This window comes from Sellimonas sp. (assembly GCF_047234585.1).
GTDB classification, from domain to species: Bacteria; Bacillota; Clostridia; order Lachnospirales; family Lachnospiraceae; genus Sellimonas; species Sellimonas caecigallum.
The window spans coordinates 55,779-73,628 of sequence record NZ_JBKSWG010000004.1; the positions used below are offsets into that span (position 1 = coordinate 55,779).

Sequence of the window (17,850 nt, forward strand, 5' to 3'; positions counted from 1 at the left end):
CCTGTTTTCATGCGCTATTTCTGTTTTTCTTTTTTTATCTTTTCCAGCTCCGTAAATACATAATCGTTCACAACTTTAATGTATGTTCCCTTCATACCCGATGATCTGGATTCGATAACTCCTGCACTCTCAAATTTCCTTAGTGCATTTACGATTACCGATCTTGTGATTCCCACACGATCTGCAATCTTACTTGCAACAAGAATGCCCTCCATGCCGTCCAGCTCTTCAAAGATATGGATGATCGCCTCCAGTTCTGAGAACGAAAGTGTACTGATAGCAGACTGTACGATCTGTTCTTTTCTTGTCTCCTCCGCGCTCTCCTCATTCACTGATCGAAGCATTTCCAAGCCGACAACCGTTGTACCATATTCACTGAGAATGATATCGTCAATCTCATACTCCTCATCCTGCTTGTAAATGAAGAGCGTTCCAAGCCGTTCGCCTGCGATTTCGATCGGAGAAACAATAGCCTGATACCCTTTCGATACCTCCGGAGAAAATCCAAGCGTCTGAAGATTCACATTTTCTTTTGTAGATAAAATACTCAGCAGCCGTTCATTCAGCATCGCATCGATATGTCCGCCTACTTCGCCTTTTATCAGTTCTGTCAGCGGTCTGACCTCATCCCTTTTACTCACACCAAGTACCTTGCCCTTTTTGCTTACGACAAGAATATTGGAGTCGAGAATTTCTGTAAGCACTTCACAGATATCATTGAAAACAACTTTGCTGGAATTATTGTTGTGAAGCAGCTTGTTGATTTTTCTTGTCTTATCCAATAACTGTACACTCATAGCCTTCCTCCATCCAAAGATTTTTTGCACTGCCTCGAATTGCACGAACAAAAGTATAGAATACTCAACTGATATTCTAATATTATCATACAATTCTCACATTTTCAATAACTTACATGCTATTTTTCTTTGTTTTTATTTTCTACATATCCACACGTCTCATCAGCGCAAACAATCTTGTTCCCTTTTTCCAGCATATAACCTCCGCATTTCGGACATTTCTTATCGGAAGGCTTCTGCCAGGACATAAAATCACATTCTGGATTGTCCTCACACCCGTAATATCTTCTTCCTTTTTTCGTTTTCCGGATAACAATCTCTTTACCGCATTTCGGACAGCTGACACCTGCTTTTTCCAGGTACGGCTTCGTATTTCTGCATTCCGGAAAGCCAGGACATGCCAGGAATTTTCCGTGAGGTCCGTATTTAACAACCATATTCCGCCCGCACTCTTCGCAGATCACATCTGTTACTTCATCTTCGATCTTTACTTCTTCCAGCTCTTTCTCTGCGACTTCCACGGCTTCTTCCAGATCCGGGTAGAAGTTGCTTATGACGGTCTTCCACTGTACTTTTCCTTCCGCCACCTTGTCAAGCAACCCCTCCATGTTGGCGGTAAAATTCACATCCACAATACTCTCGAATGACTTCCGCATCATATTGTTGACGACCTCTCCAAGCTCCGTGAGGTAGAGATTCTTATTTTCTTTGGCTACATAACGTCTGGCAATGATCGTGGAGATCGTCGGAGCATACGTACTCGGCCGGCCAATGCCCAACTCTTCCAGGGCCTTCACAAGAGACGCCTCAGTATAGTGAGCCGGAGGCTGCGTAAAATGCTGCCGGCTGTCAAAAGACTCTTTGGTAAGCTCTGATTCTTTGGTAAGACCGTTCAGCAGCACATTGCTCTGTGTCTTTTCCTCGTCGGCCTGCACATATACCTGGCGAAAACCTTCAAAAAGGATTTTAGAAGCAGCCACAGTAAACCGGTATTTTCCGGCATCGATCTTCACGGATGTCGTCTCATATTTGGCAGGCTTCATCCTGCTGGCAGTAAACCGCTTCCAGATCAGCTGATACAGCCTGAACTGGTCTCTTGTGAGGGATTCTTTTACCATGGCCGGCGTCCTTGCGATATCCGTCGGGCGGATCGCCTCGTGCGCATCCTGCACATTTTTCCCTCCGTCCTTTTTTTTCTCCGTATCCTCCACGAATTCCGGTCCGTAAACCTCCTCGATATACATCTTGGCCGCTTCCATGGCCTCATCGGAAATACGGGTAGAGTCGGTACGCAGGTAGGTAATGATACCAATTGTTCCCTGTCCTTTGATATCCACCCCTTCATATAGCTGCTGCGCAATCCGCATCGTCTTCTGAGTCGCAAAATTCAGAACTTTGGATGCTTCCTGCTGAAGGGTACTTGTTGTAAACGGAACCGGAGCTTTCTGGCTTCTCTCTCCTTTTTTCACTTCGGCCACCTGGAAAGTCTCATTTTCCAGTTCACTGATAATCTGATTTTTTTCCTCTTCGGATCGAATCGTCATCTTCTCTTTTTCCGTACCATAAAATTTGGCTGTCAGGGGTTTTCTTTCTCCCTTTACTTTCAAAAGCACATCCAAAGACCAGTATTCTTCCGGGATAAATGCATCGATCTCCTCCTCCCGGTCTGCAATGATACGAAGCGCCACGGACTGCACCCTTCCTGCACTCAATCCCCTTTTTACTTTTTTCCAGAGAAGCGGACTGATCTTGTAGCCGATCACTCTGTCAAGGGCTCTTCTCGCCTGCTGGGCATCAACCAGATTCATGTCGATCTCCCTGGCATTTTTAATGGACTCTTTGACTGCTTTTTTTGTGATCTCATTGAAGCTGATCCGGTATACTTTTTTCCCTTCGAGTTTCAGCGCCTTTGTCAAATGCCAGGAGATCGCTTCACCCTCCCGGTCGGGGTCAGTTGCCAAATAGATCTTATCTGCTTTTTTTACTTCTTTTCTGAGTTCCGCAAGAATCTCTCCTTTTCCGCGGATCGTGATGTACTTTGGCTCAAAATCATGTTCTACATCAATACCAAGCTGACTTTTCGGGAAATCACGTACATGCCCCTGAGATGCCATGACAACGTAGCTGCTGCCAAGGAATTTCTTGATCGTCTTCACTTTTGCAGGGGATTCCACGATTACCAGATAACGTGCCATAATCTTATTCCTCCATCCAACTTCAAATATTACTTCAATCGGATATAATAATTCTTCGAAATTTCCTGCACCCACCCTGCCAGTTCCATCTGAAGCAGTATTTCCATGGTTTTTCCTCTCGAAAATCCACTTTCTTCCTCCAGCTCAGAAAGGCTCTTGGGATACAAACAAAGCAAACTATACAACAATTTTTCCGGACTTTCAAGCTTTATTTCATTTTCTTCGGAATTTTTCACATTTTGAAATACTTTTTTCTGCATTTCATACGGGAGATCCAAAAGCAGTTCTTCCGGGGAAAGAAGGATGCCGGCTCCCTGCCTGATCAGTCGGTTGCATCCTTTGCTCAGCACACTTGTGACCGGGCCTGGAAGCGCGTACACGTCTTTTCCCTGCTCCAGAGCAAAATCGGCTGTGATCAGAGAACCGCTGCGTTCTTTCGCTTCCATGACGAGAACTATGTCCGACAGCCCGCTGATAATTCGGTTTCTAGGAGGAAAATTCCATGCCAGAGGAGGTGTCCCCGGCGGGTACTCCGACAGGATTCCCCCGGTTTTCTTAAGTGCTTCGTAAAGGCCACGGTTCTCTCTTGGATAACATACGTCCGCTCCGCATCCAAGTACAGCGACAGCGGTGCAGGATCCGTCCAGTGCCCCACGGATTCCTTCTCCGTCCACACCCCGGGCCATTCCACTGATTATATATATGCCGGATGCAGACAAGTTTTTCCCGAATTCATAAGCCATTTTGAGACCGTATGGACTTGCGCTCCTGGCTCCTACAATGGCCGCTGTGCCTTTTGGAAACCGAAAACAGTCCGGCCCCATTCCAAACAACGCGTACGGAGGATCTGGAATTTGTCTTAGTCTTTCGGGGTACTCCGCAGAAAAGTAAGTCACGATGCGCATCCCATTTTTTCTCGCTTTTTCCCACTCCCTCTTTCTTGCATCCATCACTCCCTTTCTTTGATTTTCCCGCAAGTTCTCACACTCTTTCTCCGTCAGTAGCATGCAGGACTTGTATCCTGTTTCTTCTATATAAAACAGCTCTTTCTCTGTCCCAAACATCTCCCTCAGTTTTCTCTTCTGGGAAGATGTAATTCCTTTAACACATGCTAACCAGTATTCGTAAAACTCATTTTCTCTACACATCACGAACCCCTCCCCAAAGTTTGCTGTTTATATAGCGGTAGCTGATGGCCTCTGCCAAATGCTCGCTTTTGATCCGTTCACTCATTTCCATATCTGCGATAGTCCTTGCTACTTTCAGGATTTTGTGACAGCTTCTCGCCGTCAGTCCCATACGTTCAAATGCCTTTTCAAGCAGTCCCCTTTCTTTTCTCTCCAGCTCACAGAACTGCTTGATTTTGCCGGACGGAATCTCTGCGTTTGTGGTAATCTTTGTGCCCTTATAGCGCATATTCTGTATGTTTCTCGTCTGTATGACGCGCTCACGGATCTGCGCCGATGTCTCCTCCTTTTCTTGGGAATTCAGCTCCTGAAAGGTCACGCGCGGGGCCTCCATGCAGATATCGATACGGTCAAGCAGCGGCTGGCTGACACGTCCAAGATATCGATGTATCTCTCCTGGCGTACAGCTGCATTTCTCATAGTCCGGATAATAGCCGCAGGGACACGGGTTCATAGCCGCTGTCAGAATCACATTGGCCGGGAAAATATAATTTCTTCTCTTTCTTACGATGTGGACTTCTTTTGTCTCCAATGGTTCCCTGAGTGCCTCCAGAACAGGCTTCTGAAATTCCGTCAGTTCGTCCAGAAAAAGCACACCTCTGTTGGCAAGGCTGATTTCCCCAGGTACCGGGTAGAGTCCGCCTCCCACAAGTGCCGCCCTCGTGATCGTATGGTGGACTTCCCGAAATGGCGGGATGGTAATCATAGGACACTCCTCCCGGAGCAAACCGGCCACACTATACACCCCTGTTGTCTCCAGCATTTCTTCTTCTGTTAGCCTCGGCAGTATCGTCGCCATTCTCTGTGCAGCCATCGTTTTTCCTGATCCGGGTGCCCCGATATAAAGAATATTGTGTCCTCCGGAAGCCGCAATCTCAGCAGCTCTTTTTACCGCTCTTTGCCCACACATTTCAGAAAAATCTTTTTCATGATCTTCTCTTACGTTTATGTTCCTATTTCTTCTCGATCCAGATGAAAGTTTTCCGGAATTCAGGTAATCCCACACTTCTCCAAGCGTAGAGACACCGCAGACTTTGATCCCCTCTACCATTCCCCCTTCCGCCTCGTTCTCCTTTGGAACAATGCAGAGCCGATATCCCTTTTTCCGCGCTTCCGCAACAATAGGAAGAATTCCGTTTACTTTCCGCACGGAAGCATTCAATCCAAGTTCTCCTATGAACAAAGCATCCTCCGTCCTCGTGTCTGCAAAAATTCCCGCCGAAACAGCGAGGGCCACCGCGATGGGCAGGTCAAAAGACGCTCCTCTTTTCCTGATATCCGCCGGGGACAGATTTACTACCATTTTCTGAGGCTGCATTTTAATCCCCGTATGTCGGATCGCTGTCCTTACACGTTCCCCTGCTTCCTTTACTTCCGAAGAAAGGTATCCTACCATATGAAACAGCGGAAGACCATTGCTTGTATCCGCCTCCACGCGAACCTCACACACATTCAGACCGTCAATGACGGCAGACTTTACCATTGCAAAACCCATATTTTCTTTTCTGATCCACATGAAATGATACGGACGAAATATCCGTATATGTACCGGAATGGTACTAGAATTTCCTGTTTCTATCCTAAACGTTCTCTCTTACCATGTCAATTCTTATTTTGGAAAAGCACAAAGAATTCTGTCCACTCATAGACTATTATCAAACATGTTGAGAGGTGCCTGTCTTGAAATCATTTCCACAACCCCTCACGGCCGACGAAGAACGCGAGTATCTGCAGAAATATACAGAGGGAGACCTGGAAGCAAAACACATCCTCATCGAACATAATCTGCGCCTTGTGGCACATGTTGTCAAAAAATATCAGCATCTGTCCGAAGACTCCGAAGATCTGATCTCCATCGGCACGATCGGACTCATCAAGGCAGTGATGACGTTCAATCCAGACAAAGGGGTCCGTCTTGCCACTTACGCTGCCCGATGCATCGAAAATGAACTGCTTATGCTTCTGCGTTCCCGCAAAAAAGCCTCAGGAGAAGTCTCCTTGTACGAACCGATCGGAACAGACAAGGAGGGGAATGAAATCCGCCTGTACGATATTATGGAGTCGCCGGAAGAAGACTTCGATATCCAGATTGCCCTTCAGGATGACATCCTGAAACTTTATCAAAAAGTCGAATCCGATCTTTCCAGTCGAGAACGTCTTGTTCTTCGGATGCGCTACGGACTTTACAATGAGGAAATCCGAACACAGCGTGAAATTGCAAAAGAACTTGGCATCTCCCGATCTTATGTCTCCAGAATAGAAAAAAGTGCTATAGAAAAACTACGCACTTTTTTTTCTTCTGATATTTGATTTGCTATATCCGCACATGCTGCGCCGGATGGAGATTTTCTGCATCCACTACTCTTCCTTTCGTCTGAGCAGATCGTACTTTTCTGCACTTTCATCCAGTTTAACCCAAAGGATCTGCTTTGGATGCGGCGCGCTCTCCTGAGCGTTTCCTTCTTCATCCCAAATTCCCTGTACTGTGGCAAGGATATCTCTTCCGTCCGGCTTCATGATTTCGATCTGTTCCCCTACCGAAAACTTATTTCTCTGCTCCAGACGGATCCTGCCGTCTTTTTCTTCCTCCACAATGCCAAGGTACGTATAATTTTTCAGATACGTGTTATTGTCATAAATCTGTGCCTCTTCATTTGGCTTTCCGAAGAAAAAGCCGGTTGTAAATTTCCGGTACGTACAATTGGCAATTTGTTCCCGGTACCAGTCCATATTTTCTTCATACAGTTTTGGATCTTTCAGGCAGTCATCGATGGCCTTGCGGTATGTTCTGGCCACAGTAGCCACATAAAGTGCCGTCTTCATCCTCCCTTCAATCTTAAAGCTGTCGATTCCCGCATCCAGCATTTCCGGGATATGCTCAATCATGCACAAGTCTTTTGAGTTAAAAATGTAAGTCCCTCTTTCATTTTCAAAAACCGGCATATATTCTCCCGGCCTCGTCTCCTCCACGATGGAATATTTCCATCTGCACGGATGAGTGCAGGCTCCATGATTTGCATCCCTGCCTGTAAAATAGTTGCTCAAAAGACATCTTCCCGAGTAAGAAATACACATGGCGCCATGAATAAATGTCTCAATCTCCAAATCATCCGGGATATGTTCCCGAATCTCCCGGATCTCCGCAAGGGATAATTCTCTGGCGGTTACAACTCGTTCCGCTCCTTGTCTGTACCAGAACATATAGGTGCCGTAATTCGTATTGTTTGCCTGAGTGCTGATATGTCTCGGAATTTCCGGGCACACCTCTTTTGCGATATCAAAAATACCCGGATCTGCAATGATAAGCGCATCCGGCTTTAGTCCCCGCAGCTCCTGAAAATACGCTCTGACTCCCTGCAGGTCTTCATTGTGGGCGAGGATATTGGCCGTGACATAGACTTTGACTCCACGTTCGTGGGCAAACTCAATTCCCTCTTTCATTTCTTCCATCGAGAAATTCTTTGCTTTCGCTCTGAGGCCGAACGCCTCCCCGCCGATATACACGGCATCCGCTCCGAAAACGACTGCTGTCTTCAGTACTTCCAGGCTGCTGGCCGGTATCATCAATTCTGGGTTACGCATCTTGTTTTCTCTCCTTTTTTATGCTGACTGCCGCACCGTCTCCGATTGGGACGATGGAGGTAACAATCCGATCATCATGCTTTAATAAATACAGATATTCCCTCATGCGGCTGTGTATCGTTCGTTTTCTTCTCTCTACTGCAAAGCGGGACTCCATGATATCTCCGTCCTGAAGCACATTGTCTGAAACAAGAAGTCCGCCATCCTCAAGAAGGCGCATTGCCTCCCGAAAATAGTGGATGTACTGCGCCTTTGCGGCATCCATAAAGATAAAATCGTACGTTCCGTCAAGCTTACACAAAACTTCCGCTGCGTCCCCTTCCAGAAGAGTAATCTTGTTTTCCTTTCCTGCTCTGCGGAAATTTTCCCTGGCTGTCGGAATCCGTTTGTCATAATTTTCTATTGTTGTGACAGTGCAGTCCTCTCCCGCCGCTTCACTCATCAAGATGGCAGAAAAGCCCACTGCCGTTCCAATCTCCAGAATCCGTTTTGGTTTTTTCAAAAGCAAAAGCACTTGTAAAAAGCTTTGCATTTCCTTTCTGATAATGGGAACCCGCTCTCTAAGTGCTTCCTGCTCGATCTCTTCCAATATTTCACTGTTTCTGGTTTCCAGAGAATGGATATATTCTACCATACGCTTATCTACTATCATTCTCTTTCCACTTTCTGTAATCTTATACTTCCACGTCCATGATGATCGGAAGGATCATCGGTCTTCTCTTTGTCCGCTTCCAGATAAATTCGTTCATTGTGTCACGAATTACCAGTTTAATCTTGCTCCAGTCTGTATTTCTGCTGGCAAGGCACCCTTCCAACGCTACATTCAGCACTTCTTTGGCCTCTTCCATCAATCCTTCAGATTCTCGCACATAGACAAATCCTCTGGACACAATATCCGGCCCTGCCAAAAGCTGATTACTTCCCTTCTCCAACGTCAGGACAACGATAAGAATGCCGTCTTCCGCCAGATGCTGCCGGTCACGGAGTACAATATTTCCGACATCTCCCACTCCAAGGCCGTCCACAAGAATCGCTCCTGTCTGTACATGTCCTGCGATCTTCGCCCCATTGTCATCCAATTCCAATACGTCTCCCGCCTGAAGAATAAAAATATTTTCCTTCGGGATACCAAGGGATTCCGCAATCCCTGCATTTGCTTTCATATGTCGGTATTCCCCGTGTACCGGGATGGCATATTTCGGTTTTACGAGAGAATAGATCAGTTTCAATTCTTCCTGGCAAGCATGTCCGGAAACATGAGCATCCTGGAAAATGACATTTGCGCCTTTTGCAGAAAGTTCATTGATGACTCTGGAAACTGACTTTTCGTTCCCCGGTATCGGATTGGAGCTGAAAATAACAGTATCGCCAGGCATGATCGTCACTTTTTTGTGGATATCTGCGGCCATCCTTGAAAGTGCGGCCATGGATTCACCCTGACTCCCTGTCGTGATGAGTACAGTTTTTTCTGGAGGATAATTTTTCAGTTTGTCGATATCGATCAATGTGTTTTTCGGTATATCAAGATATCCAAGCTCTGCAGCCGTAGAAATGATGTTGACCATACTGCGGCCTTCTACTACGACTTTCCTTCCATACTTATAAGCTGAGTTGATGATCTGCTGCACACGATCTACATTTGATGCAAATGTTGCAATAATAATCCTCGTGTTGGAATGTTCTGCAAAAATATGGTCAAATGTGCGCCCTACCGTCCGCTCAGACTGCGTAAATCCGGCACGCTCTGCATTTGTACTGTCCGACATCAATGCCAGCACTCCCTTTTTCCCGATCTCCGCAAATCTCTGCAGATCGATAGCATCGCCAAACACCGGTGTATAATCCACCTTGAAGTCCCCCGTGTGGATGACAACCCCTGCCGGGGAATAAATGGCAAGAGCCGATGCATCCTGGATACTGTGGTTTGTCTTGATGAATTCGATCCGGAATTTCCCAAGATTGATGGACTGTCCATGCCGAACCACTTTTCGTTTCGTACAGCGCATCAGATTGTGTTCTTTCAATTTATTTTCAATGATCCCCATCGTAAGCTTTGTAGTGTAGATTGGGAGGTTCATCTGTTTCAGCACGTACGGGAGAGCACCGATATGGTCCTCATGTCCATGAGTGATGACAAACCCTTTTACTTTTGATATATTATCTCTCAAATATGTGATGTCCGGTATAACAAGGTCGATTCCCAGCATGTCGTCCTCCGGAAACGCAAGACCGCAGTCCACCACAATAATACTGTCTTCGTATTCAAAGGCAGTAATATTCATTCCAATCTGCTCCAGTCCGCCGATTGGAATGATACGCAATTTTGAATTGTTCTTTTTTTTCAATTCTGCACCTCCATTAATTTATTTTCCGTTCTCTTATTCTCGACTGGTATAAAAATCCGTCCGCTGGAAATTACATTTCGATGCCTACATCTTCCAGAAGCTCTTCGAACACTTTTGAGACAGCCATAAGTTCCACTTCATCCTCCACGATCTCATACAGGCTCTCTTCGTCCGTCCCTTCTTTTTCTTTTAAAATCAGGCATTGGGCATCCCCTTCCTCGGAATCCGTCACAAGAATATAGGACGCTCCTCCAATCCTGGTCTGTTCCAGCACATAAAACGCCGTCGGCTCCGCAGAATCGTTCGGCATAAACATAATCTTTTCCATTCTAAACTCCTCTCATACCAATGGAATCCAGATATCCCTGCAGTATAAATACTGCCGCAATTTTATCTATATACTGTTTCCTGTTTTCCCTGCGAACATTGGTTTCTATAAGTACGCGCTCAGCGGAAACGGTCGTCAGTCTTTCGTCCCACAATTCAACCAAAAGCCCTGTTCGCCTCTCCAGCATCTCTTTAAACTCCAGCGTCTTCTCGGCGCGCTCTCCAACATCATTGTTCATATGTTTTGGAAAACCAAGAACAATTTTTTCCACTTTATATTCTTCAATCAGTTCTTCGATCCTCGCCAAGGTCTGGCGAAGTTTATTTTCCTGCTTTCTCGTTATCGTCTCAATACCCTGGGCAGTGAGACCCAGAGGGTCGCAAATTGCCACTCCCACGGTCTTCGCCCCAAAGTCCAATCCCATTATTCTCATGGTGTATCTTACTCCCAGCCGTTATGCTTGATATATGATTTCAGCATCTCTTCGACCAGCTCATCTCTTTCCAGCTTCATCACAAGACTTCTCGCTCCGTTATGGCTTGTGATATAGGTAGGGTCACCAGACATAATATACCCAACCATCTGGTTAACCGGATTATACCCTTTTTCACGCAATGCCTTGTACACGATCTCAAGAATGTCCTTGGCCTGAATCTGCGGCCCAGATTCCACCCGGAAAAATTGTGTGTTTGATAAATCTTTCATCGCTGCGACCTCCAATACTACTATTCTATTCTAATATAATCCGGCTTAAAATTCAATCCATAAATTGAGAATCGTTCTGAATGACTATATTTATAATCTGATTCTCCAGCGATTTGTCTGATTCTATCGCAATTTTTACATACTCTTTTGTGTGTCCTGTCTGGTAGATTTTTCCGTCTTTCTCAACAGGTTCCTCCATCAGCACTTCCACTTCTTGGCCGATCATTTTCTCCTCAAATGCACGTTTCTTTTGTTTGCTCATTTGCAAAAGCACCGCACTTCTCTCTGACTTAACCTGCTCATCTACTTGATCTGGCATGTCAGCCGCGATCGTCCCGCTCCTCTTAGAGTATTTAAACACATGGGTTTCATAGAAATTCACTTTGTCAATAAACTGTCTTGTCGTCTCAAACTCTTCCGCTGTCTCTCCGGGGAAACCTACAATCACATCTGTTGTGATGGCTGGATGTTCGAAATACTTCCTGAGAATCATACATTTTTCATAATACTCGGCGCTTGTGTAATGTCGGTTCATTCTTTTTAATGTCTCATCACATCCGCTCTGCATGGACAGATGAAAGTGCGGACAGATCTTTGGAAGCGCCGCAATACCTTTTGCAAACGTTTCCGTGATAATACGCGGCTCCAGAGAACTTAGTCGAATCCTTTTAATCCCTTCCACTTCGTGGATCCTTTGTATTAGATACAGGAGGTCTTTCTTTTCTCCATCCATTTCAACCCACTTGTCAAAATTCATCTTTGAATCAATAAAATCCATTCCATAAGAACTTACATGAATGCCTGTCAGGATGACTTCCTTATATCCGGCTTCTGCAAGTCTCTTTACTTCTTTGACGATCTCTTCCGGATTTCTGCTCCGTATCCTTCCTCTCACGTGAGGGATGATGCAGTAAGTGCAGAACTGATTGCATCCATCTTGTACTTTGATATACGCCCTTGTGTGTTCCCCGGCAGAATCGATATAAAGCTCCTCGAATTCGTCGGTGTGATTGATGTCTATTACGTCTTTCACTTCCTGCTTGTCCAAATGTGCCTTAAGAAGTTTCAGAAGATTTTTTTTCTGATTATTTCCGATCAAGATATCGATTCCCTCGATTTCCTGACCTTTTGCCTCCTGAGCCTGGACATAGCATCCTGCTGCCACTATGACAGCATCCGGATTTAGTTTCCTTGCCCTGTGGAGCATCTGCCGCGATTTCCGGTCTGCCATGTTTGTCACTGTACACGTGTTGATCACGTAAACATCTGCTTTTTCGTGAAAAGGTACGATTTCATACCCGTCTTCCTCCAAAAGCCGCTGCATTGCCTCTGTCTCATAGCCATTGACCTTACATCCCAGATTGTGTAACGCTGCTTTTTTCATCTATAGTATCATCCTTTTCCAAATTTTCCAAATAATATATCAAATATGACCAAATTTCTTGTGAATTCTTTGGCAGTTTGTTTCTTGACTTTTTGGCTCTCCTATCTTAAGATATCCATATAAACAGAAAAAGAGAGGAGTGTTTCCAATGAAAACAGTACAGATTTCATTAAACTCAATTGACAAAGTAAAATCATTTGTAAACGAAATTACAAAATTCGATTATGATTTCGATTTAGTTTCTGGCAGATACGTAATCGATGCAAAGTCTATCATGGGTATCTTCAGCCTGGATTTATCTAAACCGATCGATTTAAACATCCACACAGATGCAGGTGTAGATGAAGTTTTAGAGGTTTTAAAACCTTATCTTGTTTAATCAAAGCAAATGATTTGAAATGGAATCCCCCACGCAAACCGCGGGGGATTTTTTCTTTCCATTTTATTCTGCAATGATCACTTCCACACTGTTTACCGCCTCTTCAAACAGCCTGTCGATGTCCTCAGACAGCCTCTGCTCTGAACGTTTGATCACATCCAGCTTCGGTTTTGTAACTGGATGCTTGGCTACAAAGATCGTACAGCAGTCTTCAAACGGCTGTATGGACGTCTCGTACGTATCGATCTTTTCAGAGATATCTACGATCTCCTGCTTGTCAAATCCGATCAGCGGACGAAATACTGGCAGATGACATACTTCATTTGTCACAAGAAGACTTTGCATCGTCTGGCTGGCCACCTGTCCGATGCTTTCCCCCGTGATCAGTCCCAGACAGCCGCTCTGGTCTGCAAAATATTCTGCGATCTTCATCATGTACCGGCGCATGATGATCGTCAGCTCGTCGTGCGGGCACTTATCGTAGATAGCAAGCTGAATGTCTGTGAAATTCACGACATTCAGACGGATCGGCCCTGTATACTTTGCCAGTTTCTTGGCAAGATCCACAACTTTCTGCTTTGCCCTCTCACTTGTGTACGGCGGTGCATGGAAGTAGGTCGCTTCCAGCCCGACCCCTCTTTTTGCAACCATATAACCTGCCACCGGACTGTCAATCCCTCCTGAAAGCAGAAGCATGGCCTTTCCGTTCGTACCGATCGGCATGCCTCCCGGACCCGGAATAATCTGGGAATAGATATACACTTCTTCCCTGATTTCCACATTCAGAAGCACATCCGGATTGTGGACATCCACACGGATCTCTGGAAATGCATCCAGGATCGCTTCCCCAAGGCCGCAGTTTATTTCCATGGAATTGACCGGGTAGGTCTTCTTCGCACGCCTTGATTCTACTTTAAATGTGATATTCTTATCCGGGTATGCCTCATCCATATAAGCCACCACATCTTTTTTCAGTTCTTCATATTCTTTTACTTCTGTCCTCACTACCGGGCAGATGCCGACAATACCAAACACCCTTTTCAGGCTTTCCACAGCTTCATCATAGTCATAATATCCTTCACAGTCTACGTAAATACGTCCCTGGCATTTGTGTACGTGGAAAGATCCCTCCACATCCCGCAAGGAGTGACGGATCTGGCGCACAAGAGCGTCTTCAAACATATAACGGTTTTTCCCCTTGATTCCGATCTCCCCGTATTTTATCAAAAAAGTCTGAAATGTCATTTTTTTCTCCTTTATCTATCTTCGTCTGTATCTTCTAAGCATCGGTACACAATTATATAATGTTTTCAGAACATAGTCAATTTCTTCTTCCGTTGTAAATTCTGACATGCTGAAACGAAGAGTTGCATCCAGGTACTCTCTCTCCACGCCAATTCCTCTGAGCACCCCGCTGATGCCCGGATGGTTGGATGCACACGCCGATCCGGAAGAAACATAGATGCCTCTTTCTTCCAGGGCATGCAAAAGTACTTCGCTGCGGACGCCCCCGATCCCTGCACTCACAATATGGGGTGCGCTGTTATCATCCACATACCCGTGGATCTTAACATGATCGATCTTGCGGATCCCGTCCACAAAACGTGCTTTCAGTCTTCTCATCCGCTCTGTCTTTTCTTCCAAATTTGTGTAGATCATTCTGGAGGCCAGCGCAAATCCAGCAATGCCAGGTACATTTTCTGTCCCGGAACGAATATTTTTTTGCTGTTCGCCTCCAAAGATGATAGGATGGACCCGTACTTTTTCGTTGATGTAAAGAGCACCTACCCCTTTCGGCCCGTGGATCTTATGACTGCTTACAGTCAGCAGATCAATTCCTTCCCTCTTCGGATAGATACGATATTTTCCAAATCCCTGTACGGCATCCGAATGAAAAATGATATCCCTGTTGTAAGATTTTACGATAGCAGACGCCTCTTTTATCGGTTCCAGGGCTCCCATCTCATTGTTCACATACATGACAGAAACGAGGATCGTCTCTTTGCAAAGCGCGTCCCGGATTGCATCAAGACTGATCCTTCCATTTCTGTCTACAGGAAGGTAGGTTACCTGAAACCCTTCTTCTTCCTCCAGATAACGCATTGTGTTTAAGATCGCCGGATGCTCTATGGAGGAAGTGATCAGATGGTTTCCCCTCCTCTTGCAGGCTCTGGCTGTACCGATCAGTGCCAGATTGTCGCTCTCTGTACCGCCGGAAGTAAAATAGATTTCTTTTTCCTGCACTTTCAGAAGCTTCGCAAACGTCTCTTTAGCATTTCTTATATATTGCTCCGCTTCCATTCCCTTTCTGTGGAGCGAAGATGGATTGCCGTAATCTTCGCACATAACTTTGCGCACTAATTCCCCTACCTCATCGTACGCTTTCGTTGTCGCCGAATTGTCCAAATATACTTCCATGAAAAAAATTCCCTTCTGCCTTTTCTATTACCATATGACATGTTTCTTCAAATGGTCACTTTCCCCTATTCTTCCAGGAGATACATCAAGATGGACAGCACTGTGATCCCTGCCGTCTCCGTCCTAAGAATCCTTTTTCCAAGAGTAAGCGGATGAGCATTGGCACATGTGATCGCCGCCTCCACTTCCTCTTTCTCGAATCCGCCTTCCGGCCCGATAAAAATACCTACAGACATCCCTTTTTTGATACCGGAAAGGATCTTTCTCGTCTCCTCCATCCCTTCGGCCAGCTCATACGGAATCAGGACAAGATCCAGATCTTTTGCATAAGCAAGCGCATCCGCAAAACGAATCGGATTCTCCACTTGCGGGATCACTCCTCTCCCCGCTTGTTTCGCCGCGCTTTCCGAGATGGACTGCCATCTCTGCGTCTTTTTCCCGGCTTTTTTCTCATCCAACTTGACTACGGCTCGTTTTGTCTCTACCGGAACGATTTTGTTCACACCAAGTTCCACAGTCTTCTGCACGATCCACTCCATCTTATCGCTCTTTGGAAGCCCCTGAAATAAAATGATACGTACCGGAAGTTCTGTATCCGTCTCTTTTCTTTCCACAATCTTTGCTCGCACCTGCTGCCCATCCATGGAGTCAATCTCACACAAATATTTCTGATTGTTACCGTCGCTGATCTCTATCCTTTCTCCCTTTCTCATCCGGAGGACATTGCGGATGTGATTCACGTCCGTCCCTTCAATGCGGATATATGTTTCCTCCACTTGTTCCGGGGTCACGAAAAAATGCTGCATATTTGTCTCTCCTGCCTTTACTGCGGCTTTCTCGCTGTCACGCAGACCCATTCTCCTTGGTAGGTCACATCGAGAAGTTCAAGTCCCGCCTCTTTTACTGCTTTTTTTACCGTCTCTTCCTTGTTGTCAATAATACCGCTTGTGATGTAGACAGCTCCCGGCTTCATCTGATGGACAACAACCGGTGTAAGAGGTACCAGGACATCTGCCAAGATATTTGCTACTACGATATCGTACTTTTCATATCCTACCTTATCCTGCACGGCTTTATCATCGATGATATTTCCTATCATGACTTCATACTGTTCTTTTTGTATTCCGTTGCCTTCCATATTTTCATGGGTTGCCTCGATGGCACATGGATCCAAATCTGTCCCGACAGAATGTCCGGCCCCAAATTTCAGTGCCAGCATGCCAAGAATTCCGCTTCCGCATCCCACATCCAAAATCTCACTTCCCGCTGTAACGTATTTCTTCAACTGCCGGATACAAAGCTGTGTCGTCTCATGCATCCCTGTACCAAAAGCTGTGCCCGGATCAATGTGGATGATCATTTTCCCTTCATCTTCCGGCTTTACCTTTTCCCAAGACGGAATGATCAGAATGTCATCGACATAAAACTGATGGAAATATTTTTTCCAATTGTTGACCCAGTCCACGTCTTCTGTCTCCGATTCTTCGATGGTGCATGTTCCAAGGTCAAGGAATTCTCTCATCTCGTCAAGTTCCTGCTTTACGCCTGCAAGGATCCCCTCTTTGTCCGCCCCTTCTTCCAGATAAAAGCTGATGTAGGCGACACCGTCGTCCTTCCCGGTTACCGGAAGGATATCTACAAACATCTGCTCCTTTTCTTTTTCCGTAAGCGGGATCTTATCTTCGATTTCGACTCCCTCTACACCCAGATCAGCGAGCATGCTGCTTACAATGTCTTCTGCCTCCGTTGTCGTCTGCAGTCTGAATTTATTCCATTTCATCCGTATTGTTTCTCCTTTTCTTTTCTATTTCCAACGTGCCAAGCCGTTCCTCCAGTGTCAGGTACGCCTGCAGGATGATGGCCGCATGATCCGATGCTGTTCCACATGCATCCAGTATCTCCCATGTTCTTTCCCGTATCAGATCCCCTTTGCTCCGCATCCGCACGACAGGCTGCATGTGGATGTCAAATTCCTCATTCTCCAAAAAGAGCGTAAACAGAGCTGCCTCATCCTCTTCCTTTTTCTTCTGTACCGCAATACGAAACCACGCCGCCTCCTTTGCGTCATCTCCGGCACAAACGGTAATATCCTGTTCCCGTACTACAGACATATAGGCGGAAGTGATAACCCGGGCGCGCGGATCTCGTTTCACATCCCCGAAAGCTCCGATCTGCTCTGCTCGAATACCTTTGACTCCAGTCTCTTCATACAATTCTCTCTTGGCAGCATCTTCGAGATTTTCTCTGAGATTTACGAATCCGCCTGGCATAGCCCAGGTCCCGATGCTCGGATGATTTTTCCTCTTGATAAGAAGTACCTTCATCTGATCCATTCTGCTGGCCATCTCCCCGCTGTAGGAAAAAACAACCATGTCCACGGTGCTGCACGGGTTCCTATATTTATATGGGTCGTATTTCTCCAGAAATTCTTCCAGAGTCTCCCCCGCTTCATTTTTACTGCCGTCTCCGAGAAACGGTTCAATCTCATCAAAAAATGCAGGCATCGTTTTTCCTCTTTCTTCTACAGGCT

Annotated in this window: 18 protein-coding genes; 2 read left to right on the top strand and 16 right to left on the bottom strand. The window is 45.8% G+C overall.

The annotated features are described in order from the left end of the window. Positions 1-14 precede the first annotated feature (14 nt). The 4 genes from codY to ACLROL_RS02465 all read right to left on the bottom strand — a co-directional run bounded on the left by codY (position 15) and on the right by ACLROL_RS02465 (position 5,674). Positions 15-797 (bottom strand): GTP-sensing pleiotropic transcriptional regulator CodY, encoded by a 783-nt coding sequence (gene codY, locus ACLROL_RS02450; protein ID WP_087199611.1) that lies wholly within the window; start codon positions 795-797, stop codon positions 15-17. Positions 798-916: 119 nt separating this feature from the next. Continuing rightward, complete coding sequence (gene topA / locus ACLROL_RS02455) at positions 917-2,992, bottom strand: type I DNA topoisomerase (protein ID WP_087199609.1); 2,076 nt, start codon at positions 2,990-2,992, stop codon at positions 917-919. A 29-nt stretch (positions 2,993-3,021) separates the two neighbouring features. After that, complete coding sequence (dprA, locus tag ACLROL_RS02460) at positions 3,022-4,140, bottom strand: DNA-processing protein DprA (RefSeq protein ID WP_287448685.1); 1,119 nt, start codon at positions 4,138-4,140, stop codon at positions 3,022-3,024. Continuing rightward, the gene (locus ACLROL_RS02465; protein WP_087211229.1) at positions 4,133-5,674 is read right to left on the bottom strand and encodes a YifB family Mg chelatase-like AAA ATPase; all 1,542 of its coding nucleotides are present in this window, start codon (positions 5,672-5,674) and stop codon (positions 4,133-4,135) included. Before ACLROL_RS02465 ends, dprA begins: the two co-directional genes overlap by 8 nt. 185 nt (positions 5,675-5,859) lie before the next feature. Here ACLROL_RS02465 and sigK point away from each other — a divergent pair, with 185 nt between their 5' ends. After that, the gene (gene sigK / locus ACLROL_RS02470; protein ID WP_087199604.1) at positions 5,860-6,489 is read left to right on the top strand and encodes an RNA polymerase sporulation sigma factor SigK; all 630 of its coding nucleotides are present in this window, start codon (positions 5,860-5,862) and stop codon (positions 6,487-6,489) included. 48 nt (positions 6,490-6,537) lie between these two features. Here sigK and ACLROL_RS02475 read toward each other — a convergent pair whose 3' ends face one another. The 7 genes from ACLROL_RS02475 to mtaB form a co-directional block, all read right to left on the bottom strand. Beyond that, entirely contained in the window at positions 6,538-7,761 is a 1,224-nt protein-coding gene (locus ACLROL_RS02475) for a peptidase U32 family protein (protein ID WP_221919118.1), read from the bottom strand. Next, the gene (locus tag ACLROL_RS02480) at positions 7,754-8,413 is read right to left on the bottom strand and encodes an O-methyltransferase (RefSeq protein WP_087211180.1); all 660 of its coding nucleotides are present in this window, start codon (positions 8,411-8,413) and stop codon (positions 7,754-7,756) included. Before ACLROL_RS02480 ends, ACLROL_RS02475 begins: the two co-directional genes overlap by 8 nt. Positions 8,414-8,435: 22 nt before the next feature. Next, complete coding sequence (locus tag ACLROL_RS02485) at positions 8,436-10,106, bottom strand: ribonuclease J (protein WP_087199597.1); 1,671 nt, start codon at positions 10,104-10,106, stop codon at positions 8,436-8,438. Between the two features lie 70 nt (positions 10,107-10,176). After that, a complete protein-coding gene (locus tag ACLROL_RS02490) occupies positions 10,177-10,434 on the bottom strand; it encodes a DUF1292 domain-containing protein (RefSeq protein ID WP_087199595.1) in 258 nt (85 codons plus the stop codon). Position 10,435: 1 nt separating this feature from the next. Beyond that, positions 10,436-10,867: a Holliday junction resolvase RuvX gene (ruvX, locus tag ACLROL_RS02495; protein ID WP_087199593.1), complete on the bottom strand. Its 432-nt coding sequence runs from the start codon at positions 10,865-10,867 to the stop codon at positions 10,436-10,438. 8 nt (positions 10,868-10,875) lie between these two features. Further along, a complete protein-coding gene (locus ACLROL_RS02500) occupies positions 10,876-11,139 on the bottom strand; it encodes an IreB family regulatory phosphoprotein (protein ID WP_087199591.1) in 264 nt (87 codons plus the stop codon). Positions 11,140-11,191: 52 nt separating this feature from the next. Continuing rightward, complete coding sequence (gene mtaB / locus ACLROL_RS02505; RefSeq protein ID WP_087211175.1) at positions 11,192-12,523, bottom strand: tRNA (N(6)-L-threonylcarbamoyladenosine(37)-C(2))-methylthiotransferase MtaB; 1,332 nt, start codon at positions 12,521-12,523, stop codon at positions 11,192-11,194. A gap of 148 nt (positions 12,524-12,671) precedes the next feature. Here mtaB and ACLROL_RS02510 point away from each other — a divergent pair, with 148 nt between their 5' ends. Beyond that, positions 12,672-12,902 (top strand): HPr family phosphocarrier protein, encoded by a 231-nt coding sequence (locus ACLROL_RS02510; RefSeq protein ID WP_087199587.1) that lies wholly within the window; start codon positions 12,672-12,674, stop codon positions 12,900-12,902. Positions 12,903-12,965: 63 nt separating this feature from the next. Here ACLROL_RS02510 and thiI read toward each other — a convergent pair whose 3' ends face one another. From thiI to ACLROL_RS02535, 5 genes are all read right to left on the bottom strand, one after another. Further along, positions 12,966-14,147, bottom strand: a complete 1,182-nt coding sequence (gene thiI / locus ACLROL_RS02515; protein ID WP_087199585.1) for a tRNA uracil 4-sulfurtransferase ThiI — start codon at positions 14,145-14,147, stop codon at positions 12,966-12,968. Positions 14,148-14,162: 15 nt separating this feature from the next. Continuing rightward, the gene (locus ACLROL_RS02520; RefSeq protein WP_413067277.1) at positions 14,163-15,320 is read right to left on the bottom strand and encodes a cysteine desulfurase family protein; all 1,158 of its coding nucleotides are present in this window, start codon (positions 15,318-15,320) and stop codon (positions 14,163-14,165) included. Between the two features lie 65 nt (positions 15,321-15,385). After that, positions 15,386-16,126: a 16S rRNA (uracil(1498)-N(3))-methyltransferase gene (locus ACLROL_RS02525; RefSeq protein ID WP_413067292.1), complete on the bottom strand. Its 741-nt coding sequence runs from the start codon at positions 16,124-16,126 to the stop codon at positions 15,386-15,388. Positions 16,127-16,143: 17 nt separating this feature from the next. Further along, positions 16,144-17,100: a 50S ribosomal protein L11 methyltransferase gene (gene prmA, locus ACLROL_RS02530; RefSeq protein WP_087199580.1), complete on the bottom strand. Its 957-nt coding sequence runs from the start codon at positions 17,098-17,100 to the stop codon at positions 16,144-16,146. Further along, entirely contained in the window at positions 17,087-17,824 is a 738-nt protein-coding gene (locus ACLROL_RS02535) for an NUDIX domain-containing protein (protein ID WP_413067278.1), read from the bottom strand. The genes prmA and ACLROL_RS02535 overlap by 14 nt, the downstream gene beginning before the upstream one ends. Positions 17,825-17,850: the final 26 nt, after the last annotated feature.

What these genes read in the sequence shown, in the direction of transcription:
- codY (WP_087199611.1), bottom strand. Translation starts at nt 797, where the DNA reads ATGAGTGTACAGTTATTGGATAAGACAAGAAAAATCAACAAGCTGCTT.
- topA (WP_087199609.1), bottom strand. Translation starts at nt 2,992, where the DNA reads ATGGCACGTTATCTGGTAATCGTGGAATCCCCTGCAAAAGTGAAGACG.
- dprA (WP_287448685.1), bottom strand. Translation starts at nt 4,140, where the DNA reads ATGTGTAGAGAAAATGAGTTTTACGAATACTGGTTAGCATGTGTTAAA.
- ACLROL_RS02465 (WP_087211229.1), bottom strand. Translation starts at nt 5,674, where the DNA reads ATGGGTTTTGCAATGGTAAAGTCTGCCGTCATTGACGGTCTGAATGTG.
- ACLROL_RS02475 (WP_221919118.1), bottom strand. Translation starts at nt 7,761, where the DNA reads ATGCGTAACCCAGAATTGATGATACCGGCCAGCAGCCTGGAAGTACTG.
- ACLROL_RS02480 (WP_087211180.1), bottom strand. Translation starts at nt 8,413, where the DNA reads ATGATAGTAGATAAGCGTATGGTAGAATATATCCATTCTCTGGAAACC.
- ACLROL_RS02490 (WP_087199595.1), bottom strand. Translation starts at nt 10,434, where the DNA reads ATGGAAAAGATTATGTTTATGCCGAACGATTCTGCGGAGCCGACGGCG.
- ruvX (WP_087199593.1), bottom strand. Translation starts at nt 10,867, where the DNA reads ATGAGAATAATGGGATTGGACTTTGGGGCGAAGACCGTGGGAGTGGCA.
- ACLROL_RS02500 (WP_087199591.1), bottom strand. Translation starts at nt 11,139, where the DNA reads ATGAAAGATTTATCAAACACACAATTTTTCCGGGTGGAATCTGGGCCG.
- mtaB (WP_087211175.1), bottom strand. Translation starts at nt 12,523, where the DNA reads ATGAAAAAAGCAGCGTTACACAATCTGGGATGTAAGGTCAATGGCTAT.
- ACLROL_RS02510 (WP_087199587.1), top strand. Translation starts at nt 12,672, where the DNA reads ATGAAAACAGTACAGATTTCATTAAACTCAATTGACAAAGTAAAATCA.
- thiI (WP_087199585.1), bottom strand. Translation starts at nt 14,147, where the DNA reads ATGACATTTCAGACTTTTTTGATAAAATACGGGGAGATCGGAATCAAG.
- ACLROL_RS02520 (WP_413067277.1), bottom strand. Translation starts at nt 15,320, where the DNA reads ATGGAAGTATATTTGGACAATTCGGCGACAACGAAAGCGTACGATGAG.
- ACLROL_RS02525 (WP_413067292.1), bottom strand. Translation starts at nt 16,126, where the DNA reads ATGCAGCATTTTTTCGTGACCCCGGAACAAGTGGAGGAAACATATATC.
- prmA (WP_087199580.1), bottom strand. Translation starts at nt 17,100, where the DNA reads ATGAAATGGAATAAATTCAGACTGCAGACGACAACGGAGGCAGAAGAC.
- ACLROL_RS02535 (WP_413067278.1), bottom strand. Translation starts at nt 17,824, where the DNA reads ATGCCTGCATTTTTTGATGAGATTGAACCGTTTCTCGGAGACGGCAGT.